Genomic DNA, 23,061 nt, shown 5'->3' with positions numbered 1-23,061 from the left:
CGGATGCCGTTTGCCGATCTGGTGGATCAGGACCACGCCGTGATGCTGCTGCGCGCGGCGGCGCGCGGCGGCCGGGTGTCCCACGCCTACCTGTTCGCCGGGCCGGCGGGCGTCGGGCGGCGGTCGGCCGCCCTGGCGTTTGCCCAGCTGCTGAACTGCCAGCAGCCCGACGGCGACGCCTGCGGCCGCTGCCCGTCCTGCGACGCCATCGCCGCGGGGCGCCATCCCGACGTGCGGGTGGTGGACGTGAGCCGGGGCATGGTCCTGGACCCCGACGATCCCACCCGAACAGGCATCGGGATCCGGCAGATCCTGGCCCTGCGGCGGGACGTGGTCTACCCGCCCTACCAGGGCCGGTGGAAGGTGTACATCCTGGCGGACGCCGAGACCCTCACCCCGGAGGCGGCCAACAGCCTGCTGAAGGTCCTGGAGGAGCCTCCGCCCCGGGTGGTGATCATCCTGATCGCCGAGTCCACCGTCCCCCTGCCGCCCACCGTGGTGTCCCGCTGCCAGCTGGTGCGCTTCGCCCTGATCCCGCTGTCCGCCGTGGAGCAGGCCCTCCTCCGGCGGGGGCTGCGGGCGGAGGATGCGCGCTTTGCCGCCATCCTGTCGGGCGGACAGCTGGGGCGGGCCCTCCAGTGGGCCACGTCCGAGGAGGCCCGGCAGCGCCGGGAAAAGATCCTGGACCTGCTGGAGCGGATCGAGCGCGCCGACCCGCTGGAGATCCTGGACGCCGCCGAGGAGCTCGCCCGGGACAAGGACGCCCTCGCCGACCTGCTGGAGATCGCCCTGTTCTGGTACCGGGACCTGCTGGTGTGGCAGCAGACCCGCAGCGACCGCCACCTGGCGAACGCGGACCGGCGGGAGCGCATCGCCGCGGCAGCCGCCTCCACCCCTCCCGCCGTCCTGGCCTCCCGCCTGGACGCGGTCCGGGACGCGCAGGACGCCCTGCGGCGCAACGTGCACCCCCGGCTGCTGCTGGAGACGCTGCTGATGCGCCTGGCCCGCCCCCCGGAGGAGCCGGCGCGGCGCGCCACCTGAGGCGCCGGCGCCGGAGGAAAACCTTCGCGTTCCCGCGAAACTCCCCCACAACACCGCGTGGGATCACCGATCTCCTGACATTCCTGGAACCGGGAGGGGCGGCCATGAGAGGGCAGACGCCGGGGTGGCTGGGGACTGTGTGGGTGCGGGGCGCGGCCGCGCTCCTGCTGGTGGCGGCGGTGGCGGCGGTGGGCGCAGCGGCGCCGCGCCAGTCGGGGACGCTGGCCATCCTGCACTTCAGCGTCATCAAGGGCACCACCTGGTCGGGCGCGCACCACCGGGCCGGCCAGCGCATCGCCGAGAAGTATCCCGCCATCAAGTACGTCTACCGGGAGGAGGTCGGACCCGACCTCACCATCCCCTACGCCGAGGAGCTCATCCGCCAGGGGGCGACCATCGTGGTCGGCAACGCCGAGTTCATGGGCCTGCCCCTGAAGGACATCGCCGACAAGTACCCGGACGTCTACTTCGCGTCGGTGGTGGCCAGCGACGTGACCACCAAGCGCAACTTCATCCGGTTCTTCCCGCGTCAGTACCAGGCGCTGTACCTGGAAGGGCTGATCGCCGGCGCCCTGACCCGCACGGGGAACATCGGGATCGTGTCGGCCTTCCCCAACGTGCAGGTGCTGCGCCGCCAGGCGGGATTCTTCCTGGGCGTGCAGGATGCGGCCCGCGCCCTGAACAAGCGCGTCACCGTGTATGTCAAGTACGTGGGCGACTGGTACAAGCCCGCCGAGGAACGGGAGGTGGCCACCACCCTGGTGACCCAGCAGCGGGTGGACGTGCTTACCCAGCAGACCGACTCGGGGTCCCCCCTGGACGTGGCCCAGGAGCGCAAGATCTGGTTCGTGGGCAAGGACATGGACGTGGTGGGATTCTACGGCTGGTCCAGCACCGACACCGTGGCGGTGTCCTTTGACACCCGGTGGGAGGTCCTGTACGACCGCATGGTGCGCGACTGGCTGGCCGGCAGCCGCACCCCCCGCACCCTGCTGTACCTGGGCATGAAGGACACCATGACCCTGGCCGACGGCACCGTGGAGCCCACCGTGGACATCATGAACAACAAGAAGGTGGGCGTGGACGCCATCAGCCCCAAGGCCCGCCCGCTGATTCCCGCGTCCATCCTGCGGCTGGTCGCCCAGCGGCGGGAGCAGATGATGAAGGGGGAGTGGGACCCGTTCTTCGAGCACGCCTTTGTGAGCAACGGCACCGGGCTGGCCCTGGCGGGGACGCCGATTCCTCCCAAGGGCACCGTGGTGAAGAAAGCCCGGGAGATGCCGTCCGACGAATGGCTGCTGGGCAAGTTCAACTTCGACCTGGAGGGAATGACCATCCTCAAGTAACCGGCGGACCGGCGCACCCGGCCTCCGGTTCCGGCGGGATGGACGAGGACGCGAGGAGGCTCCTCCCCCCGCCCGGCGTGCGGCGGGGAGGAGCCTCTCCATCGCTGCCCGCGCCTGCTGATCCCCCATGATGTCCGATCGCGTTCTCCCGGCGCCCGACCCGGCGGCTTCCCTGCTGCTCGCCCGCGGCATCACCAAGCGGTTTCCCGGCGTGGTGGCCCTCGACCGCGTGGACCTGGACGTGCGGGCCGGCGAGGTGCACGCCATCCTGGGCCAGAACGGGGCCGGCAAGACCACCCTGATGAACATCCTGTTTGGCCTGGTGCGCCCCGATGAGGGCGCGCTGTACCTGCGGGGACGGCGGGTGCAGTTCCGGTCCCCCCACGACGCCATCGCCGCGGGCATCGGCATGGTCCACCAGACCCGCCGGCTGGTGGCCGCCCACACCGTCCTCGAGAACATCATCCTGGGCCACCCCCGGGCCCGGGGCCTGCTGCACCTGCGCCGGATGCGGCCCGAGGTGGAGGCCCTGTGTGCCCGGTACGGCGTCCGGCTGGACCTGGACGCCAGGGTGTGGCAGCTGCCGGAGGGCCAGCGCCAGTGGGTGGAGATCCTGAAGGCGCTGTACGGGGGCGCCCGCATCCTGATCCTGGACGAGCCCACGTCGGCGCTCACCCCGCCCGAGGTGGCCGCCCTGGTGGAGGGGCTGCGCACCCTGGTGGACGAGCAGGGAGTCACCGTCCTGCTGGTCACCCACAAGCTGCCCATCGTCATGGCCGCCAGCCACCGGGTGACCGTCCTGCGAGGGGGCAGGGTGGTGGCGTGCCTGAACACCGCCGAGGCCACCGAGGACCTCCTGGTGCGCCACATGGTGGGCCGCGACGTGTCCTTCCAGCCGGCGGAGGCGGCGGTGGCGGGGCGCCCGCTGCTGCGGGTGGAGGGCCTGTGGGTGTACAACGACAAGGGGCTGCCCTCGGTGCGGGGGGTGTCGTTCACCCTGCGGGAGGGGGAGATCCTGGGCGTGGCGGGGGTCACCGGCAACGGCCAGGAGGAGCTGGCCCAGGTCCTGGCGGGGCTGCGCCCGCCGGCCGCCGGGACGGTGGTGTTCGACGGACAGGACATCACCCGGCTGTCGGTCCTGGCCCGCTGGCAGCGGGGCATCGGCTACGTGCCGGCGGACCGCACCGAGCTGGCGTCGATTGCGGCCTTCTCGCTGGTGGAGAACACCACCCTGACCTACCACTTTGACCCTGCCTTCACGCCCCGCGGCCTGCTGGACACGGGGGGGCTGGAGGGGCTGACCCAGCGCATCATGGCGTCGTTCGGCGTGGTGGCTCCCCACCCGCACGTCCGCGCGCGCCACCTGTCGGGAGGGAACCTCCAGAAGCTGGTGCTGGGGCGGGTGCTGTCGCGGGCACCGCGGCTGCTGATCGCCCACCTGCCCACCCAGGGGCTGGACGTGGAGGCTACGGCATTCGTCCGGAGCAAGCTCCTGGAGGCGCGGGCCGCGGGCGCGGCGGTCCTGCTGATCTCCGAGGACCTTGACGAGATCCTGTCCTGCAGCGACTGGGTGGCGCCCATCTACGAGGGGCAGTTCGTGGCCGTCCTGCCCCGCCGGCAGGCCGATGCCGGGACGGTGGGCGCCATGATGGCCGGCCTGCGGCCGGGGGTGCGGGTTCCGTGATCGTGGGCCGCTACCAGGTGGCCCTCCAGCCGCGGCAGACCCGCTCGGCGTCGTCGGCGGCGCTGGCGGCCCTGCTGGCCATCGCGCTGGCCCTGGTCCTGGCCAGCGCGCTGTTCGCCTCCTCCGAGGCCGGCGTGCTGGCCGGCTACCGGGTGGTGTTCTCCTACGCCTTCTTCAACCCCCACGGGGCCGCGGCCACCGCGCACCGGGCGGTGTACCTGCTGCTGTGCACCTACGCCTTCCTGCTGCCCTTGCGGGCGGGCCTGTGGAACATCGGCCTTCCCGGCCAGGTCTATGCGGGAGCGCTGGCGGCGTTCGCCGTGCCCCTGGCCCTGGGCATGTCCCGGGAGGCCGCGGGGGGGTGGCCGCCGGGGGTGGTGATCGCACTGATGGCCCTGGCCGCGGCCGCATCCGGCGCGGCGGTGGGAAGCCTGGCCGGCGCACTGCGGGCCCGCCTCCAGGTCAACGAGATCCTGGTCACCATGATGCTGAACTCGATCCTGTTCTGGCTGGTGTCGTTCATGATCAAAGAAGGCGGACCGCTGATGGGCGCCACGGCCGAGGGTGAGAGCTTCACCCTCCCGGCGGCGCTGCGGGCGCCGCTGGTGGCCGGGCTGCCGGTCACCGCCGCCCTGGGGGCGGCGGGGGCGCTCCTGATCGATCCGGTCCTGGCGCGGACCGCCCTGGGCTACCGCATCCGGGCGTTCGGGGAGAACCCCCAGGCCGCCCGCTATGGTGGCATCAGCCCGCTGGCCCTGTCGCTGCTGGTGTTCGCGGTCGGGGGGGCCAGCGCCGGCCTGGCCGGGTACCACACGTTTGCCGCCATCCCCGGGCTGTACAAGATCCCCGGCAACTACGGGTTCTACGGCGACCTGAGCTTTTACGGCCTCATCACCGCGCTGATCGCGCGGGGGTCCGCCCTGGCGGCCGTGCCCATCGCCGTCCTCCTGGCGGGGTTGTCCCTGGGAGCGCGCTTTGCCCAGGGGATGTTGCGGCTGCCGTTCGGCGTGGATTACGCGCTGCTGGGGCTGCTGATGATGACGTTCGTGGCCTCCCACATCCTGGACCGGTTCCGGGTGGTCTGGCGGCGGGTGCCCGCCGGGGTCCTCCGGCCGGCCGCGGGCACGCGCCGGGGGTAGCACGCCGTGTGGGACCTGCTCGCCCGCAGCCTGGAGGCCAGCACCGTCTTCGTCTTCGCGGCGCTGGGGGAACTGGTCAACCAGCGCGCGGGGACCCTCAACGTGGGCCTGGAAGGCCTGATGCTGTTCGGCGGCACCGCGGCCTTCATCGCCGCGCGGCTGACCGCCAGCTACCTGGCCGCCCTGGCGGCCGCCGTGGCGGTGGGAACGGTGCTGGGGCTGGCCCACGGGTTCTTCTCCATCACCCTGCGGGGGGATCAGGTGGTGAGCGGGATGGGTCTGTGGATCCTCAGCTTCGGCCTGACCACCTACCTGGGCAGCCCCTTCACCGGCCCGCTGGGGCTGCCGCGGATGGCGGGGGCCTTTGGCCTGTCGCCGTTCGTGTACGCGGGGGTCGCGCTGGTGGTGGTGAGCGCGGTGGTCCTGTTCCGGACCGGCGCGGGGCTGGCCATCCGGTCGGTGGGGGAGAACCCGCTGGCGGCCGAGGCGTCGGGCGTCCCCGTGGGCCTCACCCGCTACCTGTGCGTGGTCTGGGGCGGGGTGCTGGGTGCCCTGGGGGGCGCGGTCTACACCCTGTCCTACAACCCCGTGTGGACCTACAACTTCCTGATGGGGTGGGGGTTTGTCAGCCTGGCCCTGGTGTTCTTCTCCATGTGGAATCCGTGGATCTTGCTGGCCGGCGCCACGCTGTTCGGGATCATGTGGCAGCTGTCCCTCAGCCCCGAACTGGTCCTGCCCGGCGTGCTGTCCCGGTACATCTGGCGCACCGTGCCGTTCGCCGTCACCATCCCCATCCTGGTGGTCATCTCCACCCCCTGGTTCCGCAGCCGCTGGGGGCTGGCCCGGCCGGAGGCGCTGGGCCGTCCGTTCGCGCCCGACTGAGGCGGCTCAGCGCCGGCGCGCGCGGGCTGCCTGCCGGAGCGCCTTGAGCACCCGCAGGTTGCGGCGGTCCGGCCCCTGGCGGTCGAACCCCGGCGTCTCGATGACGCCGGCCAGCCGCTGCAGGCGCGGGTGGGCGATCAACGCCGCAAACCCCTGCCGGCCGATGCGGCCCTGCCCGATGTTCTCGTGGCGGTCCAGGTGCGATCCCAGAGCCCCGCGGGAGTCGTTGAGGTGCAGCAGGTGCAGGTGGCGCAGCCCCACCGTGCGGTCGAACGCCCGCATGGTGGCGCGCACGCCGTCCGGGGTGCGCAGGTCCCACCCGGCGGCGAACAGGTGGCAGGTGTCCAGGCACACGCCCACCCGCGGGTGGTGACCCAGGGCCTCCAGGATCTCCGCCAGCTCCTCGAACGTCGCGCCCACCTGGCCGCCGGCGCCGGCGCTGTGCTCCAGCAGCACCCGCGCGCTCCCGGTGGCGTCCAGCGCCGCCGCGATCGCCGCCACCACCCGCACCCGCGCCTGCGCCCACGGACGGATCCCCCGGCTGCCCAGGTGGGTGACCACCGCCTGCCCCTCCAGGCGGTCCATCAGGCGCAGCGACGCGATCAGGCTGGCGGTGGACCGCCGGTAGACCTCCGGGTCGTCGGAGGCCAGGTTGATCAGGTAGGCGGCGTGGGCCACCAGGGGATCCAGCCCCGCCCGGCGCCGCTTGGCCACGAACAGGTCCAGGTCCCGCTCGGGATAGGTCACCTCCCGCCACTGGCGCGGGCTGCCCGTGAAGATCTGCAGGCACTCGCAGCCGATGGCCACGGCGCGGTCCACCGCCAGGTGGAGCGCGCCCCGGATGCTGACGTGGGCGCCGAACCTCACGCAGGGGGGTGGGATTCGCGGTCGCCGCGGTGTCCCCCTGGCCCGCCGGGCGCGGCAAGAGTTCCCGCCGCGGGGTGCGAATCACCCTTCCATACCACCTGCGGCACAGGGAGGCCGGCATGAGGACCCAGTGGGGCTTCACCACCCGCGCCATCCACGGCGGGGCCATTCCCGACACCCACCGGGCGGTGGCGCCGCCCATCTACCAGACGGCGACCTTCTCCTACGAGACGGCGGCCGAGGGGGCGCGGCTGGGCCAGGAGATCCCCCCGGGCTATGTGTACACCCGGTGGGGCAACCCGACCACCCGCGCCCTGGAGGAGAAGGTGGCGCTGCTGGAAGGCGGAGAGGACGCCCTGGCTGCGGCGTCGGGGATGGGGGCGATCGCCGCCACCCTCCTGGCCGCCCTCCGGCCCGGCGACCACGCGGTGGCGCCGACGGCCATCTACCAGGCGTCCTACCAGCTGTTCAGCGACGTCCTGCCCTCCTTCGGCATCCAGACCACGCTGATCGCCGAGCCCACGACGGAGGCCTACGAGCGCGCCCTGCGCCCGACCACCCGCCTGCTCTTCATCGAGACCCCCTCCAACCCCATGCTGGGCATCACCGACATCGCCGCCGTGGCGGCCCTGGGCCGGGAGCGCGGGGCGCTGACGGTGGCCGACAATACGTGGGCCACCCCGTACAATCAGACGCCCCTGGCCCTGGGGGTGGACGTGGTGGTGCACAGCGCCACCAAGTACCTGGGCGGGCACCACGACGTCACCGCCGGCGTCATCGTGGCCAGCCGGGAGTTCATCGCCCGCGCCAAGCGGTGGGTACGCCTGCTGGGGGCCACCCCCGACCCCTTCGGGTCCTGGCTGGTCATCCGGGGTCTGGCCACCCTGGCGCTGCGGGTGGAACGCCAGAATCAGACCGCCCAGCAGCTGGCCGAGTTCCTGGCGGCCCACCCGGCGGTGGCGCGCGTCTACTACCCGGGCCTGCCGGACCACCCCGGCCACGCCGTGGCCCGCCGGCAGATGCGCGGGTTCGGCGGCATGCTGAGCTTCGAGGTGGCGGGCGGATACGAGGCGAGCGTGCGCGTCTTCGACGCGCTGCGGGTATGCACCCGCGCCACCAGCCTGGGCGGGGTGAGCACCCTGGTGTCGCACCCGGCCAGCATCAGCAGCGTCCACATGCCCGCCCGCGTGCGGGAGGCCGCCGGCATCGCGCCGGGGCTGATCCGGGTCAGCGTGGGCATCGAGGATCCCTCCGACCTGCTGGAGGACTTCTCCCAGGCGCTGCGGCGGATCTGATGCGACTGGCCGTGCTTCCCCAGCGGTTCGTGCGGGTGCGGGTGGCGGCGTTCCTCCAGCCCAGCCTCCAGCGCGCCCTGGCCGGCGTGCCCGGCCCGTGTGTCACCGCCCGGGAAGGCGGCGACGTTGTGGCGACGCTGCAGGAGGACGCGTGGGCCCGCCTGGCTCCGCGGTTCGCCTCGGCCCGCGTGGAGCGCGGGCTGCGCCTGATCGCGCTGGAGGGCGGCGGCGACCCCGCCCTCGTGCGGCGGCTGGCGGAGGCGGCGGCCCGGGAGGGGATTGCCGCCGTGCCCCTGCCGGCCTTTCACCGCGACTACCTGGTCGTGCCCGAACAGGACGCGGACCGCTGCCTGGAGATCCTGGCCCGGGCGCTTCAGCACGCGCCGCGGTCCTGAGGGGACGCCTCAACGCCTGGACCAGGCCTCGACCAGGGCGATCACCTCCCGCAGGTCGCCGGCCATGCCGTCGGGAGGGGGATCGGCGGGCTCGGGGGGAGGCGGGCCGGGCCGCAGCCAGATGGCGCGCATCCCCACCGCCCGGGCGCCGGCCACGTCCGCCTGGAGGGTGTCGCCCACCATCACCACCTCCGACGCCGCCAGAGCCCAGGCGGAGAGGATCACCTCGAACGGCCGCGGATCGGGTTTGGCCCACCCCACCTGGGCGGAGGAGACGATGGGGTCCAGGTACGGGGCCAGCCCCAGCCGACGGCAGCACTCCACCACGAACAGGTGGGAGGAGGCGTTGGACAGCAAGCCCAGACGCAGCCCGCGGCGGCGCAGGGCCTCCAGGACTTCCACGGCGCCGGGCACCGGGGTCATCCTCGCCAGCTCGGGCTCGAAGAACGCCGCCTCCGCCCGGGCCAGGGTGTCGGGGTCGTCCGGCAGCCCGTAGCGGCGCAGCGCGCTCGCCAGCGCCTGCGCGGCGGTGACCTCGCGGGTCCCCTGGCGGGAGGCGAAGGCGGCCTGGCGCTCGGCGACCACGGCGTCGATGAAGGTGGGAGGGACATCGTAGCCCTGCTCAACGAGCCATGCCCGCAGCGCGGCGGCATTGGCCCGGTCCAGCTCCTCCGCGGGCAGAGGGTCGCCGACCGCCAGGGTTCCGCCCAGGTCGAAGATCACCCCGCGAATCACGCCTCTTCATCTATAGCCCCTTCCGCCCGCCGCGTCCACCGGGATGCCTTGACCGCCCCGGTCTGCGGGCATAGAATTTGTCACAGTGTGTCCTACCGTAGATAGGACAAGTGAGCCTCCGGTCCTGCGGGTGCACCGGAGCGGCCCGCTGCCCATCGCCGCGCAGCTGGCCGAGCAGCTGGTGGCCCAGATCCGCTCGGGCCGGCTTCAGGCCGGCCAGAGGCTGCCTCCGGTGCGCGCCCTGGCGGGATTCCTGCGGGTCAACCGCAACACCGTCGCCAAGGTCTACGCCGCCCTGGAGCGGGCCGGCTACCTGCTGACCACCCCGGGGCGCGGCACGTTCGTCACCACCGGGGCCGTCCCCGACGCCGCCTCGCTGGCCCCTCTGGTGGACCGGCTGCTGGACGAGGCGGCCGCCCGGGGGGTGGACGAGGCGGCCCTGCACACCCTGGTGGCCGAACGGGCGGCGCTGCGCCGCCGCCCCCTCCGCCCGCGGGTGGCCTTTGTGGAGTGCAATCCCACCGACCTGGCCTACTTCGGCCGCCAGCTGGCAGAGCGGCTGCGCCGGCCCCTGGCGCTGCTGCTCCTCGCCGACCTTCCGGGAGCGGCGGGGTCGGTGGACCTCGTGGCCACCACCATGTTCCACGCGGAAGAGGTCCGCCGGCTTCTGCCCCGCCACGAGGTGGTGGGGCTGCTGGCGATGCCGGAGATCTCCGCCCTGGAGGCGGTGGCGTCCCTCCCGCAGCGGTCCACCGTCGCCCTGGTCTGCGCCACCGAGGAGGGCGTGCGCAGCAAGGAGCGCTCCATCCGCGCCGTGGGCATCCGCTCCCTGCGGTTGCGGACGGCGACCCTGCAGCACCCGGACCGCCTGGATCGCGCCCTGCGGGGAGCCGACGTGGTGGTGGCGTCGCCCAAAGTGCTGGAGAGGCTGGCGGGACGCCTGCCGCCCCGCGCCCGCGTGATCCCGTTCGGCAGCGTGCTTGGAGACGGCGCCCTGGCCCTGCTGGAAGAGCGCATCCGGGCCTGGCGGCCGCGGCGGGGAAGGGAGGGACGGTCGTGAGCCGCCTGACGGTGGCAGTCCTGATGGGCGGGCCGTCGGCGGAGCGGGAAGTGTCCCTGGCAACCGGGCGGGAGGTCATCCGGGCCCTGGACCCCGCGCGCTACGACGTCGTGCCGGTGGAGATCACGGCGTCGGGGCGGTGGGTGGTCCGGGGGGACGGGAACGCGGGGACGCGGGAGCCGGGCGCGGACGCCCCGACGCCGGATGCGGGATCCCGGATCCCCGACCTCAGTCCCCGGGCCCCCGACCCCGGAATCGAGCGCGCCCTGCTGTCCCGCCGGGTGGATGTGGCATTCATCGCCCTGCACGGCCCCTACGGCGAGGACGGCACGGTACAGGGCCTGCTGGAACTGCTGGGGATCCCGTATACCGGCTCCGGGGTGCTGGCCAGCGCCCTGGGGATGGACAAGTGGCGCAGCCGCCAGCTGTTCGAGCGCCAGGGCATCCCTGTCCCCCGGTACCTGAGCGTTCGGGAGGACGACTGGCGCGACCGCGCCCGCGTCCGCCGCCTGGTGGGCGACAGCCTGGGCTATCCCTGCGTGGTCAAGCCCAACGCCCAGGGCAGCACCATCGGCGTCTCCCTGGTCCGCCGCCCGGCGGATCTCGACCGCGCGGTGGACCTGGCCTTCGGCTACGGTCCGGTGGTTCTGATCGAAGAGTACGTGGCGGGCACCGAGATCACCGTGGGCATTCTCGACGACCCGGAGACGGGGCGGCCGGTGCCGCTGCCGGTGATCGAGATCGTCCCCCACGACGAGTTCTATACCTACCGCGCCAAGTACGCGCCGGGCGGCAGCGACCACGTCATCCCGGCCCGCGTCCCCGAGGCGGTGGCCCGCCGGGCGCAGGAGGCGGCGGTGCGGGCCCATCAGGCGCTGGGGTGCGAGGGGATGTCGCGGGTGGACATGATCGCCCGCGGGGAGGACGCGGTGGTGCTGGAGGTCAACACCATCCCCGGCCTCACGCCCACCAGCCTGCTGCCCGATGCCGCCCGGGCCGCCGGGATCGCGTTCCCTTCCCTGGTGGACCGCATCATCCGCTGCGCCCTCCGGCGGGCCCGGAGGTCCGGACCCCGGGGCCGGGAACCGGCCTGAGGACCGGCGCAGCGGGGTGGCCGGGCGGGCAGCCGTCCGTCGGGCCGCGCCGCAGGGGGCGCTGCGGCGCCCACCGAAACACCCTGCGGAGCGATGGAACGCGACCGGTTCGTCAAGTCCCACGCCCTGGGCAACGACTACATCATCGTGGATCCCCGCGCCCTGTCGTTTCCGCTGACCGAAGATGCGATCCGGCTGATCTGCGACCGCCACCGCGGGGTGGGCTCGGACGGGATTCTGGCGCTGGTGCCGTCTTCCCGCGCCGACTTCGGCGTGCGCATCTACAATCCCGACGGCAGCGAGGCGGAAAAGAGCGGCAACGGCCTGCGCATCCTGGCCCGCTACCTGTACGATCACGGCCTGACGCGGCAGACCCGGTTCCGCATCGAGACCGCCGGCGGCGTGGTGGAGGCGAGTCTGGAGGTGCGGGGCGGAGCGGTGGAGAGCATCACCGTGGACATGGGCCGGGCGACGTTTCGCAGCGACATGATCCCCGCCGCGGGTCGGCCCCGGGACGTGGTGGACGAGGAGGTGGAGGTGGACGGGGAGCGCCTGCGGATCACGGCGGTCTCGGTGGGCAACCCCCACTGCGTGGTCTTCACCGACGACCTGCGGCCGGAAGACCTGCGCCGGGTGGGACCGCGGCTGGAGCGCCACCCGCTGTTTCCCCGCCGGACCAACGTGCAGCTGGCGCGGGTGCTCTCCCCCGCCCGCGTGGCGGCCCTGATCTGGGAGCGCGGGGCGGGAGAGACCCTGGCGTCGGGCAGCAGCGCCTGCGCCGTGGCCGCGGCGGCGGTGCGCAAGGGCGTGGTCGGCCGGCAGGTCACGGTGAGTATGCCCGGAGGCGACCTGCAGGTGGCCGTGTCGGAGGAGTGGGACCTGCGCCTGACGGGACCGGCCGAGGAGATCTGCACGGGCACCCTGTCGTCCTCTCTGGTGGCCCGCGTGGGATCGCCCGGTGGTGCAGGCGGGCGGCGGGGAGAGCGGCCATGAAGCGCCTGCTGTACGTGGTGTTGGACGGCCTGGCCGACCGGCCGGTGGCGGACCTGCAGGGCCGCACGCCCCTGGAAGCGGCCCCCACGCCCCACCTGGACGACCTGGCGGCGCGGGGCCAGCAGGGGATCGTGACGACCGTGGGAGAGGGGATCGCCCCCGAGTCGGATGTGGCGGTGATGGCCATCCTGGGCTACGACCCGCTGCGCTACCACACCGGCCGGGGCCCGCTGGAGGCGCTGGGCGCGGGGCTGGCGTTCCGCGACGGCGACGTGGCCCTGCGCGGCAACTTCGCCACCGTGGACGCGGGGTGGACCATCCTGGACCGCCGCGTCGGCCGGTCGCTGCAGACGGAGGAAGCCGCGGCCCTGGCCGAGGCCGTCAGCCGGGAGGTCCGGCTGACGGCGGCGCCCGCCGAGGTGGAGGTGGCGGCCACGGTCGCCTACCGGTGCGCCGTGGTCCTGCGGCCCAGGGAGGGCCGGCTGTCGGCAAAGATCTCCAACACCGACCCCGCCTACGGGCGGGTGGAAGGGCTGGGCGTGGCCCGGGCGGTGGCCGGGACGACGGTGGAGGAGTGCCGCCCCCTGGACGACAGCCCCGAGGCGTGGACCACCGCGGAACTGGTGAACGAATTCACCCGCAAGTCCCGGGAGGTTCTGGACGCCCACCCCGTCAACGAGCGCCGGCGGCGCCGGGGCCAGCCGCCGGCCAACGCGATCCTGCTGCGGGATGCCGGCGACCACCTGCCCGCGGTGCCGTCTCTGGCCGAGCGCTTCGGCCTCTCACTGGGGTGTTTCGTGGAGATGCCTGTGGAGAGAGGCATCGCCCGCCTGCTGGGCATGGCCGTGGTGGAGGTTCCTCCCAGCGCCGGAGACCGGGAGCGGGCCTACCGCCAGTGGGCCCGCCGGGCGGCCGAGGAGCTGCCGCGTCACGGCGGGCTGTACCTGCACCTGAAAGGGCCCGACGAACCCGGGCACGATGGCGACTGCGCGGCCAAGCGGGACGTGATCGCGCTGATCGACCGGGCGTTTTTCGGGGACCTGCTGCCTCGCCTGAACCGGGACGAGACCGTCGTCGCCGTCACCGCCGACCATGCGACGCCCTGCAGCCTGCGGGCCCACTCGGACGACCCGGTGCCGTTGCTGGTGTCGGGAGGCGGGGTGAGCGCCGACGGCACCCGCGCCTTCTCCGAGCGGGAGGCTGCCCGGGGCGCCCTGGGCGCCCGGCGGGGGGTGGAGATCCTGCCGCTGCTGGCAAGCCTGCTGACGCCCTAATCTTCTCTTCGCCCGGGGTGCATCCGGATCGGCGGGACTACTCCTGTGCCGTTTCGGGCAGGACCGTCGGTGATGCGACGCGTACCGGCGGTCCTGCCCGCAGTGGCCTGGTTTGTGGCGGTGGCGCTCGGACCGGCGCCGGCAGACGCCCGCGGGCCGGCGGTGCGGACGGGTTCGGAGGGGCTGTCGTCGGTGGCGGGCCTGCTGGCCGGCCGGCGCGTCGGCCTGGTCACCCACCACGCCGCCGTCTCCTCCGACGGGCGCCACGTGGCGCAGATCGTGGCCGCCCTGCCGGGTGTGCGCGTCACGGCCCTGTTCACCCCCGAGCACGGCTTCGACGGGTCGGGGACGGGCCGCCTCCCGCTGCCGTCCCGCGCGCCCGTGTTCAGCCTCTTCGGCCGCCGCTATCAGCCCTCCCGGGCCATGCTGTCCCGGGTGGACGTGCTGGTCGTGGACCTGCAGGATGTGGGGGTGCGGCCGTACACTTACGCGTCCACCATGGCCCTGGTGATGCAGGCCGCCCGGGTGTCGGGCACGCCGGTGGTGGTGCTGGACCGCCCCAACCCGATGGGCGGCGTGGTGGTGGACGGTCCGGTCCTGGAGCCGGCATTCCGCTCGTTCATCGGGTTGTACCCGATCCCCTACGTCCACGGGATGACCATCGGCGAGCTGGCACGCCTGTACAACGGCGCGTTCGGCATCGGCGCTGACCTGCGGGTCGTCCCCCTGCAGGGGTGGAGCCGGCGGATGCGCTGGGCGGACACCGGCCTGCCGTGGGTGAATCCCTCGCCGGGGGTGCAGTCCGCCGACATCCCCTCCTACTACGCCGCCACCGGGGCGGTGGATGGAACGAACCTCTGGAACGGCGTGGGCACCGACGACCGGTTCCGGGTGGTCCTGGCGCCGTGGCTGGACGGGGCGGTCCTGGCCCGGCGCCTGAACGGGCTGGGCCTGCCCGGGGTGCGCTTCTCCCCCATCGCGCTCCCCCATCCCCGCACCGGCCGCCTGTGGTCGGGGGTGCAGCTGCACGTCACCGACCAGGCGGCCTTCCGGCCCCTGCAGACCACGGTGCACGTCCTGGTGGAGATCCGCCGCCTGCACGGCGACCAGCTGGCCTTCCGCCGCCCCCGCCGGGGCCAGTACCTTTTCGACCGCGTGTGGGGCACATCGCAGGTGCGGCGCGATCTCCTGCGGGGCCGCAGCGCGGCGGAGATCATCGCCCGCTGGCAGCCGGGGCTGGCCCGGTTTGCCCGACTGCGGGAACGCGCCCTGCTGTACCCCGATACGCCGTTCGCTGAGGAGGCCGCCACCGCCGTGACCCCGGCGCTTCCGCTTCCCGCAGGCCCTCCCGGCGTGCCGGCGTTCGGCGACCGCGGGATGGACGAGTAGGCCGGATCCGGCGCGGGGCCTACGAGGGCTGCACGGCCAGCACCCGCCACCGGCCGGGCACGCCCCGCAGCTCGTGCTCGCCGCGGTCGGCGAACCGGAACCCCGCGCCGGTCACCAGGTCGCGCACGGTTCCCGTCGCCAGGATCTCGCCGGGCGCGGCCAGGGCGGCCACCCGCGCGGTCAGGTGCACGCAGATCCCGGCGACCCGGCTGCCGGTGACCTCCACCTCGCCGGTGTGCAGCCCCGTGCGGATCTCCAGGCCCAGCCGTCGGGCGCCGTCCCGGAGGGCCAGGGCGCTGCGGATGGCGCGGGCGGCCGCGTCGAAGGTGGCCAGCACGCCGTCGCCGGCCAGGTCCACCACGGTCCCCCGGTGACGGGCGACCTCCCGGCGGACCATGGCGTGGAACCTGTCCAGGACCTCCCGCCAGCGGCGGTCGCCCAGCGCAGCGGCCCGCTCGGTGGAGCCCGCGATGTCGGCCACCAGGACGGTGGCCACCACGCGGTCGGCCTCCACGTACAGCCGCTCGCCCCGGTGCAGCCGCAGGGCGATCTGGTAGGTCTGCTCCTGGGCGCGCATGGTGGGAGCGTGGGCGGCCAGGTAGCGCGCGGCGGCCAGCAGGAACGGGCCGGCCTGCTGGTCTGTGGGGGCCAGATCGGCCTGGCGGGCGGCGGCCTCCACCATCTGAATGGCGTGGAAGTTGCGGTCCTCGCGCAGCAACAGCCGCCCCAGGGCGGCCACCAGCCGCGGGCGTTCGCCCCCGGAGTGCAGGTAGCGGGTCACCACCGCCGCCGCCTCGTGCACCTGTTGCTGGCGGTCCAGAAGCGCCTCCAGGTCGGCCAGCAGGGAGTGGGGATCGGGGACCGGGCCGCCGGGCTCGGGCAGCGGGGCCGGGGGGACGTTGAGGAAGCGGTCCAGGTACACGCTCATGGCCGCGTCGAAGACCCCTCGCAGCAGCTCCACCGTGGGAGCGCGCGCCAGCATCCGGCTGACGGCGTGGGCGAAGCTGAACGTGTGCAGGGCGGTGTCCCAGTCGGAGAACTCGTTGCTGGTGTGGAAGTGCGCGATCCGCAGCGCCGCCGCGCGGGCCACCTGCTGCGCCAGGGTGACCTCGCCGCACCCGGCGCGCAGGGCGTCCAGCAGCGCGTCGGCGATCGCCTGCGGGTCGTCTCCCAGCAGGACCGCCGGCAGGCCGTCCGTCCCGGCGTACGCACCGCGCCGGGTGCGGCCGTCCTCCAGCGCGGCGGGCAGGGCCTCGCAGGCCGCCTCCACGATCTCCACCAGGTCGACCGGGTGCCGCCAGGCTCCCGACTCTTCCATCCGGTCGGCCCCGGCGAGGATCCCGGCCAGGCTGCCCAGGATCAGGTCGGCCGCCTGCCAGCCGGCGTGCTCCAGGGCCTCCAGCGCCTTGTTGATGAAGTCGAGCACGTGGCCCTGGGACAGGTAGCGGTGGTCGGTGGCCGCCGCGCCCAGCATCGCGGCCATCTGGCGGTTGTCGGCGCCCGCGCGGACGGCCGAGACGATGCACCGCTCGACGCCCTCCTCATCGCGGACCTCCACGAACCTCCGCAGGACCCGCGCCAGGGCCTCGGGGTCCGCGGACGCCGACGGCAGGGGGCGCAGGGGAAAGCGCGGCGGGGAGTCGGCGCAGTCGGCGGCGACGGCGGCCAGGCCGTGATACAGCGCCCGGGGCCGGTCGTCGGGATCCAGGCAGGGGAGCAGGTTCATCAGGCAGGTGAGGATGGTCAGCCCCTGCCCCCACCCGGCCTGCCGGTAGCGGGCGCCGAACTCCAGCCCGATCCGGAACGGTTCGGCCGGATCCTCGCCGGCGGCCAGCAGGGCGATCGCCGACTTGGCGATCACCAGAGGGATGGCGCGTTCCAGACCGTCGCGCAGCCGCTGGCGGTGGTGCTCGGCGGGGTCGGTGCGCTGGGCCAGGTCCACCCAGACCTCGCCGTCGCGGACCTCCACCGGGAACACCCGCACGTCGTCGGCCCAGGGATCGAAGGTTCCGCCGCTGGCCAGGTCGAAGCGGGCGTGGTGCCAGTGGCAGGTCAGAATGCCCTGGTGCAGGGACCCCCGGTGCAGCGGAAACCCCATGTGGGGGCAGCGGTTGTCCACGGCGTAGATCCGTCCCTGGTGGGAGAACAGGACGATGGCGTGGCCGTCCACCTGCACCACCAGGCGGCCGGACGCTTCCACCTCCGCCACGGAGGCGGCGCGCACCAGGTGAGAGGACTCGGGCATCTGCAGGGCCATGTTCGGCGCTCGCGGGGAGGAGACCCTGCTCTCCCCCGCCGGGGACCGGAACGGACCCGGCTCGAGAATGCCGGAGGGGGGCGTGACCGGCTGTGACGGAGGTCACAGACGGTACAGGAAAGAGGGAAGAAGGAAGACGGAAGAGGGGGGATCGGGGTGGAGCGGGTGGACCACATCGTCTCGTGGGTTGTCGACAGGTGCGACCAGACCTACCGGGCCGGCAACTGGGCCGGACGGGGCGTGCAGGCGGCGGTGGCCGACCTCGGCCCGCAGGAGGCCCACTGGCGGCCGCACCCGGACCAGCACACGATCGCCGAGATCATCCTGCACATGGCCTACTGGAAGGACGCGGTGGCCGCGCGTCTGTCCGGAGCGGAGTGGGCCTATGAGGAGACCCAGGACTGGCGGCAGGTGGAACCGACCGCCGCGGGCCTGGCCGCCGCCCTGGCGGAGCTGGCCGCCGCCCACGGGCGCCTGATGGCCCAGTTGCGGATGCTGACGGCGGCGCGCCTGCTGGACCCGGTAGGCAACGCGTGGTGGTCGCCATCCGGCCGGGCGCTGCTGATCGATCTCGTGGTGGACGTGGCCACCCACGACAGCTACCACGCGGCCCAGATCTTCGTGCTGCGCCGGCTCCACGCCGGCCGCCCGCCTGCCTGACGGCACCGGGGCTCAAGGGCCCTGTCGCGCCCGCGGGGCTCCACCGGCCACCACGACCTTTTCGCTGTGGACCGGTTGACATGCGAACATTAGTTCGTATACACTGCAGGGCGTGTCCCTGACACCGCACGGCCTGCTCGAGGACCCGGCGCCTGCTGCGGCCGCCGCCCATGTGCGCCTGTTCCGTCCCACCGGGGTACGCGCGACCCCGCGGGCGGAGTGGGTGGAGGTCGAGGTGCGCTCGGTGCTCAACCGCGTGCAGGGGATGCCCTTCCGGTGGTCCATCAATCCGTACAGGGGCTGCCAGCATGACTGCGTCTTCTGCTTCGCCCGCCGCACCCACTGGTTTCTCGATCAGGATGGGGTGGGCGACTGGAGCCGGAAGATCTTCGTGAAGGTCAACGCTCCGGAGGTTCTGCGCCGCGAGCTGGCCGACCCCCGCTGGAAGAGGGACGAGGTGCACATCGGCACCGCCACCGATCCCTATCAGCCGGCCGAGGGCGCCTACCGGCTGACCCGCCGCATCCTCCAGGCCCTGCACGAGCACCGCACGCCGGCGGTGGTGGTCACCCGCTCTCCCATGGCGCTGCGGGACCGCGACGTCCTGCAGGCGATGGCCCGGGAGGCCGGCGTCACGGTGTGCGTGAGCGTGGCCACCATGGACGAGGACCTGGCCCGCCAGGTCGAGCCCGCCGTGCCGCCCCCGCGCCGGCGCCTGGAGGCCCTGCGGGCTCTGGCGGAGGCGGGGATACCCACCGGCGTGCTGCTGGCACCGGTGCTGCCCGGCCTCACCGACGACCCGGCGCGGCTGGCGGCGGTGGTGGCGGCGGCCAGGGAGCACGGCGCCCGGTGGCTGTGGACCAACACCCTGCACTTGGGCGACGTCACCCGTCAGGCGTTCTTCCAGTTCCTGCAGCGCTGGCATCCCCGCCTGATCCCCGAGTATGAGCGGCTGTACCGGGGCAGGTACGCCCCCCGCGCCTACCAGCGTCGCGTGCGGGAGGTGGTGGCCGCGCTCACGGAGCGGTGGGGATTCACCCGGCGAGACGAGCCGCCGCCTCCGGCCGATGCGCGGCCGCCCGCCCAGCAGCTGGCCCTGTTCTGACGGTCATTGCGCGGCCGCCTCCCGGCGGATACAATGAGCCCGTCATGGACCTGGGGGCCGTTTTCATCATCCTCCAGCTCATCTACCTGGAGGGGATCCTCTCCATCGACAACGCCGCCGTCCTGGGGGCCATGGTCGCCCACCTGCCCAAGGATGAGCCCATCCCCTGGCCCCGGATCCTGCGCGTCCTGCACAAGCCCGTCCACCGCATTCTGGGAGGCCAGCGCCTGGCCGCCCTGAAGGTGGGCCTGCTGGGAGCGTACCTGGGCCGGGGCACGATGCTGCTCATCGCCTCGTGGGTGGTCCGCAACCGCTGGCTGCTGCTGGTGGGCGGGCTGTACCTGATCAGGCTGGCGGCAGACCACCTGGGCATGACACCCCAGGAGGCGCGGGACGAGGCGGCGGCCGCCGCCGGCCACCCGGTGCACCGGGCGGGGTCGGGGTTCTGGAACGTCGTCCTGGCGGTGGAGCTGGCCGACCTGGCGTTCAGCCTGGACAACGTGGTGGCGGCGGTGGCCCTGTCCCGGAACATCTACATCATCTGGACGGGCGTGTTCATCGGGATCATCACCATGCGGTTTGCCGCCGGCATCTTCGTGCGGCTGATCGAGCGGTTGCCTGAGCTGGAGGCCGCCGCCTACCTGCTGGTGCTGAACATCGGGGTGCTGTTGCTGCTGGAGGACTTCTTCCACATCCGCCCGGGCGACGTCCAGAAGTTCCTCATGTCCTTGGGCATCATCGGCGCCACCATCCTGTGGGGACGCCTGCCGGCCCTGCAGCAGATCGGTCGGTCCCTGCGCTGGTTGCGGCGGGTCCTGGGCCTGGTGTCGGTGGCGTTTACCGCCGCCCTCCGGCCGGTGGCGTGGGCGGCCGGCGGCGCGCTGGCGGCGGCGCGCGCGGTAGCCGGCCTGTGGCCCGCGCGTCAGCCGGCCCAGCCGGACCGCGCCCCCGGCGACCGCTGACCTCTCCTTGACACCGGCGCGGGCGGGCCGCTATCCTTAGCGCCAAGGTCAGCTGATCGCCATGTTCGTCCGCGTCCGCGCCCGAGCGGTGCTGTACACACCCCGCCAGTGCATCTGTCCTCGGCGGAGGCGGGCCGCGCCTTCGCCGATCTCCCGGTAGTCTTCCGACGCCGCCTGCCTCCGCTTCCGCACCCGCCCCTCCCCGGACTCCGGGAGGGGACTGAGGCCATGCCGGACTTCGGCGGGAGGGAGCTCAGGATGTCAACCCGGGTCGATCACAACGCCATCAAGTTCACGCAGGTGAGTCTCACGGTGGTGGCCGTCGGCGCCTTCCTGGCCGACCTGCCCCACCTGGTGGGGGTACTGGCTCTGGTCCTGGCCGTCGGCACGGCCCGGCCCCAGGCGAACCTGTTCCGTGTGCTGTACCAGCGGGTGGTCCTGCCCCGGGGATGGCTGCGGCCGCACCTGGTGGACGACGACCCCGCGCCTCACCGCTTCGCCCAGGGCGTGGGGGCCGCGCTGCTGGCGGGGGCGTGGGGGGCGCTGGCGGCGGGTCTGGCGGCACCGGGCTGGGCGCTGGCGCTGCTGGTGGCGGTCCTGGCCATGGTCAACGTGGTGGCCAACTTCTGCGCCGGGTGCTTCCTGTACTACCAGCTGCGCCGGCTGGGCGTGATCCGGCGGGCCGCCGAGGCCAAGTGATGGTCGCCGATCGCCTGGCCGTCCTGGGGGTGGTGGCGGCCGTCGTGGCCGTCGTCTGGCTGGGGCTGCGGTGGCGCGCGGCGCGTTACCGGCGCCGGCCGGCCACAGACCTGGTCCGGGGCCGCCCGCTGGTCCTGGCCTTTTCCACCCCCGACTGCGTGCCGTGCCGCACCCTCCAGAAGCCGGCCCTGCTGGAGCTGCAACGGCGCTACCCGGGGCAGGTGGACGTGCGGGAGGTGGACGCGGCGGCCGACCCCGCCCTGGCCGGCCGGTTCGGGATCCTGACCGTGCCCAGCACTGTGTTGATCTCCGGCGACGGGGTGGTGCGGGCCATCAACCAGGGGGCGGTGGGGTGGGAGCGGCTGGCCGCCCAGCTGGAGTTGAACGGGAAAGGACCCCGTGCTAGAATGGCCGCACGCACCGCGCGATGACGGGAGCTGCGGGCGCCGTGGCCGGATGAGCGAGCCGGGTCGGGTGCAAGCCGGTGCCGGCGGGAGCCCGCTCCCACTCCCGGAGCGCCCGGGTCGATAACCGGGTCGGAACGCCCCGATAGCGGCGTGGAGGGCCGGGCGGGTCGTGCTCACCGCCCGGAACCAGGGTGGTACCGCGGGTGGCGATCCCGTCCCTGAGGGGGCGGGTTTTCATTTTGGCGGCGATCCGGCGGAGCGTCGGGAAGCGAAGGGGAGGCTCTCGTGGCAACCGAAAAGGAGACGGCGACCCGCCTGCCGTCCAAAGCCGAGAATTTCAGCGAGTGGTACACGGCGGTGGCCCTGCGCGCCGAGCTGGCCGACTACACCCCGGTGCGCGGATTCATGGCCATCCGTCCCTACGGCTACGCCATCTGGGAGGGGATCCAGGCCTGGCTGGACCGCCGGTTCAAAGACACCGGTCACCAGACCGCCTACTTCCCCCTCCTGGTACCGGAGAGCTTCCTGCGCAAGGAAGCCGAGCACGTGCAGGGATTCGCCCCCCAGGTCGCCTGGGTGACCCACGGGGGGGACGAACCCCTCGCCGAGCGGCTGGCGGTGCGCCCGACATCGGAGGCGATCATTCTGCCCATGTACGCCCGGTGGATCCAGTCCTATCGGGACCTGCCGGTGCTGCTGCTTCAGTGGAACAGCGTGGTCCGCTGGGAGAAGTCTACCCGGTTGTTCCTGCGCACCGCCGAGTTCCTGTGGCACGAGGGCCACACGGCCCACCGCACCGCCGAGGATGCTGACCGGGAGTGCCGGCTGATCCTGGGCATCTACCGGGAGCTGCTGGAGGACGTCCTGGCCATTCCCGTCGTGGTGGGGACCAAGCCGCCCAGCGAACGGTTTGCCGGCGCCGACATCACCTACACCCTCGAAGCCCTGATGCCCGACGGCCAGGCCATCCAGGCCGGCACATCGCACTTTTTGGGCCAGAATTTCGCGCGGGCGTTCGAGGTCAAGTTCCTGGACGCCGACAACCGGGAGAAATACGTGTGGTCCACGTCCTGGGCCGTGACCACGCGCCTGATCGGGTGCCTGATCATGGCCCACGGCGACGACCGCGGCCTGATCCTCCCCCCGCGCATCGCTCCCTACCAGGTGGTGATCGTGCCCATCCTGGGCAGAGACGATGAGCGCGTCCTGCCGGCCGCCCGGGCGCTGGCGGCCGAGCTGGGGGCCGAGGTGCGGGTGCGCCTGGACGACCGCGACGCCTATACCCCGGGGTGGAAGTTCCACGAGTGGGAGCTGCGGGGCGTGCCGGTGCGGCTGGAGGTGGGTCCGCGGGACGTGGAGGCCGACCAGGTGGTGCTGGTCCGGCGCACCGGAGGGGGGCGGCAGGCCGTCCCCCGCCGGCAGGTGGCCGAGGAGGTGCGGCGGGCCCTGGCCGAGATCCAGCGGGAGCTGTTCGACCGGGCCCGCGCCTACCGGGACAGCCACACCACCACCGCCGGTTCCGCCGACGAGGCGGCCGCGGCCCTGGCGGACGTGCGCGGGTTCGTGCGCGTGCGCTGGTGCCGGTCCCAGCAGTGCGAGGACGTGCTGCGGGAGCGTACCGGGGCCTCCCCGCGGGTGATTCCCCTGGACGAAGAGCCCGAGGGCGCCTGCGCGGTCTGCGGGCGGCCGGCCCAGGCCTGGGTCTATTACGCCCGCGCGTACTGAGCCCGAGAGATGACGTGGCCGGTCGAGGGCTGACGGTGGACGGCCGGGTCGC

General features: G+C 73.4%; 21 protein-coding genes and 1 pseudogene. 18 read left to right on the top strand and 4 right to left on the bottom strand.

The window, feature by feature from the left end; genetic code table 11:
- Positions 1 to 3 precede the first annotated feature (3 nt).
- The 5 genes from holB to RB150_01750 all read left to right on the top strand — a co-directional run bounded on the left by holB (position 4) and on the right by RB150_01750 (position 6,092).
- Positions 4 to 1,041 (top strand): DNA polymerase III subunit delta', encoded by a 1,038-nt coding sequence (holB, locus tag RB150_01770; protein MDQ7819267.1) that lies wholly within the window; start codon positions 4 to 6, stop codon positions 1,039 to 1,041.
- Positions 1,042 to 1,145: 104 nt separating this feature from the next.
- Complete coding sequence (locus tag RB150_01765; protein MDQ7819266.1) at positions 1,146 to 2,387, top strand: BMP family ABC transporter substrate-binding protein; 1,242 nt, start codon at positions 1,146 to 1,148, stop codon at positions 2,385 to 2,387.
- A 127-nt stretch (positions 2,388 to 2,514) separates the two neighbouring features.
- Positions 2,515 to 4,071 (top strand): ABC transporter ATP-binding protein, encoded by a 1,557-nt coding sequence (locus tag RB150_01760; protein ID MDQ7819265.1) that lies wholly within the window; start codon positions 2,515 to 2,517, stop codon positions 4,069 to 4,071.
- Complete coding sequence (locus RB150_01755; GenBank protein MDQ7819264.1) at positions 4,068 to 5,210, top strand: ABC transporter permease; 1,143 nt, start codon at positions 4,068 to 4,070, stop codon at positions 5,208 to 5,210. Before RB150_01760 ends, RB150_01755 begins: the two co-directional genes overlap by 4 nt.
- 6 nt (positions 5,211 to 5,216) lie before the next feature.
- On the top strand, positions 5,217 to 6,092 hold the full coding sequence (locus RB150_01750; protein ID MDQ7819263.1) for an ABC transporter permease: 876 nt from the start codon (positions 5,217 to 5,219) through the stop codon (positions 6,090 to 6,092).
- Between the two features lie 6 nt (positions 6,093 to 6,098).
- On the opposite strand, the gene RB150_01745 is transcribed toward RB150_01750, so the two are convergent.
- Positions 6,099 to 6,959 carry a deoxyribonuclease IV gene (locus tag RB150_01745; protein ID MDQ7819262.1) on the bottom strand — a complete coding sequence of 287 codons (861 nt, stop codon included), beginning with the start codon at positions 6,957 to 6,959 and terminating at the stop codon, positions 6,099 to 6,101.
- Between the two features lie 119 nt (positions 6,960 to 7,078).
- On the opposite strand from RB150_01745, the gene RB150_01740 reads away from it, so the two are divergent.
- Positions 7,079 to 8,254 (top strand): aminotransferase class I/II-fold pyridoxal phosphate-dependent enzyme, encoded by a 1,176-nt coding sequence (locus tag RB150_01740; protein ID MDQ7819261.1) that lies wholly within the window; start codon positions 7,079 to 7,081, stop codon positions 8,252 to 8,254.
- Positions 8,254 to 8,649, top strand: a complete 396-nt coding sequence (locus tag RB150_01735) for a hypothetical protein (protein MDQ7819260.1) — start codon at positions 8,254 to 8,256, stop codon at positions 8,647 to 8,649. Before RB150_01740 ends, RB150_01735 begins: the two co-directional genes overlap by 1 nt.
- 9 nt (positions 8,650 to 8,658) lie before the next feature.
- Here the strand turns inward: RB150_01735 and RB150_01730 are convergent, their stop codons facing one another.
- Positions 8,659 to 9,384 (bottom strand): HAD family hydrolase, encoded by a 726-nt coding sequence (locus RB150_01730; GenBank protein ID MDQ7819259.1) that lies wholly within the window; start codon positions 9,382 to 9,384, stop codon positions 8,659 to 8,661.
- Positions 9,385 to 9,514: 130 nt separating this feature from the next.
- Between RB150_01730 and RB150_01725 the strand changes: the two genes are divergently transcribed.
- The 5 genes from RB150_01725 to RB150_01705 all read left to right on the top strand — a co-directional run bounded on the left by RB150_01725 (position 9,515) and on the right by RB150_01705 (position 15,194).
- Positions 9,515 to 10,444, top strand: coding sequence for a GntR family transcriptional regulator (locus RB150_01725; GenBank protein ID MDQ7819258.1), 930 nt, complete (start codon positions 9,515 to 9,517; stop codon positions 10,442 to 10,444).
- The gene (locus tag RB150_01720; GenBank protein ID MDQ7819257.1) at positions 10,441 to 11,538 is read left to right on the top strand and encodes a D-alanine--D-alanine ligase; all 1,098 of its coding nucleotides are present in this window, start codon (positions 10,441 to 10,443) and stop codon (positions 11,536 to 11,538) included. Before RB150_01725 ends, RB150_01720 begins: the two co-directional genes overlap by 4 nt.
- 93 nt (positions 11,539 to 11,631) lie before the next feature.
- Positions 11,632 to 12,531 (top strand): diaminopimelate epimerase, encoded by a 900-nt coding sequence (gene dapF / locus RB150_01715; GenBank protein ID MDQ7819256.1) that lies wholly within the window; start codon positions 11,632 to 11,634, stop codon positions 12,529 to 12,531.
- Complete coding sequence (gene apgM / locus RB150_01710) at positions 12,528 to 13,805, top strand: 2,3-bisphosphoglycerate-independent phosphoglycerate mutase (protein MDQ7819255.1); 1,278 nt, start codon at positions 12,528 to 12,530, stop codon at positions 13,803 to 13,805. Before dapF ends, apgM begins: the two co-directional genes overlap by 4 nt.
- Before the next feature lie 72 nt (positions 13,806 to 13,877).
- Positions 13,878 to 15,194, top strand: a complete 1,317-nt coding sequence (locus RB150_01705; GenBank protein MDQ7819254.1) for a DUF1343 domain-containing protein — start codon at positions 13,878 to 13,880, stop codon at positions 15,192 to 15,194.
- A 19-nt stretch (positions 15,195 to 15,213) separates the two neighbouring features.
- On the opposite strand, the gene RB150_01700 is transcribed toward RB150_01705, so the two are convergent.
- Together RB150_01700 and RB150_01695 are read right to left on the bottom strand one after the other, a co-directional pair.
- On the bottom strand, positions 15,214 to 15,675 hold the full coding sequence (locus tag RB150_01700; GenBank protein MDQ7819253.1) for an adenylate/guanylate cyclase domain-containing protein: 462 nt from the start codon (positions 15,673 to 15,675) through the stop codon (positions 15,214 to 15,216).
- A 24-nt stretch (positions 15,676 to 15,699) separates the two neighbouring features.
- Positions 15,700 to 17,439: pseudogene (locus RB150_01695) on the bottom strand (Rieske (2Fe-2S) protein).
- A 177-nt stretch (positions 17,440 to 17,616) separates the two neighbouring features.
- Here RB150_01695 and RB150_01690 point away from each other — a divergent pair.
- The 6 genes from RB150_01690 (at position 17,617) to proS (ending at position 23,009) form a co-directional block, all read left to right on the top strand.
- Positions 17,617 to 18,111 carry a DinB family protein gene (locus RB150_01690; GenBank protein MDQ7819252.1) on the top strand — a complete coding sequence of 165 codons (495 nt, stop codon included), beginning with the start codon at positions 17,617 to 17,619 and terminating at the stop codon, positions 18,109 to 18,111.
- 112 nt (positions 18,112 to 18,223) lie between these two features.
- On the top strand, positions 18,224 to 19,216 hold the full coding sequence (locus RB150_01685) for a radical SAM protein (protein MDQ7819251.1): 993 nt from the start codon (positions 18,224 to 18,226) through the stop codon (positions 19,214 to 19,216).
- A gap of 44 nt (positions 19,217 to 19,260) precedes the next feature.
- Positions 19,261 to 20,178 carry a DUF475 domain-containing protein gene (locus tag RB150_01680; protein MDQ7819250.1) on the top strand — a complete coding sequence of 306 codons (918 nt, stop codon included), beginning with the start codon at positions 19,261 to 19,263 and terminating at the stop codon, positions 20,176 to 20,178.
- A gap of 258 nt (positions 20,179 to 20,436) precedes the next feature.
- Entirely contained in the window at positions 20,437 to 20,877 is a 441-nt protein-coding gene (locus RB150_01675) for a DUF4395 domain-containing protein (protein ID MDQ7819249.1), read from the top strand.
- A complete protein-coding gene (locus tag RB150_01670; GenBank protein ID MDQ7819248.1) occupies positions 20,877 to 21,308 on the top strand; it encodes a thioredoxin family protein in 432 nt (143 codons plus the stop codon). Before RB150_01675 ends, RB150_01670 begins: the two co-directional genes overlap by 1 nt.
- Positions 21,309 to 21,569: 261 nt before the next feature.
- Positions 21,570 to 23,009 (top strand): proline--tRNA ligase, encoded by a 1,440-nt coding sequence (gene proS / locus RB150_01665; GenBank protein MDQ7819247.1) that lies wholly within the window; start codon positions 21,570 to 21,572, stop codon positions 23,007 to 23,009.
- Positions 23,010 to 23,061 lie beyond the last annotated feature (52 nt).

It is taken from the genome of Armatimonadota bacterium (assembly GCA_031081675.1).
Lineage (GTDB): Bacteria > Sysuimicrobiota > Sysuimicrobiia > Sysuimicrobiales > Kaftiobacteriaceae > Calidihabitans > Calidihabitans tengchongensis.
The sequence above is the reverse complement of the archived record's forward strand: the minus strand, read 5'-3'. Positions and strand labels throughout refer to the sequence as shown.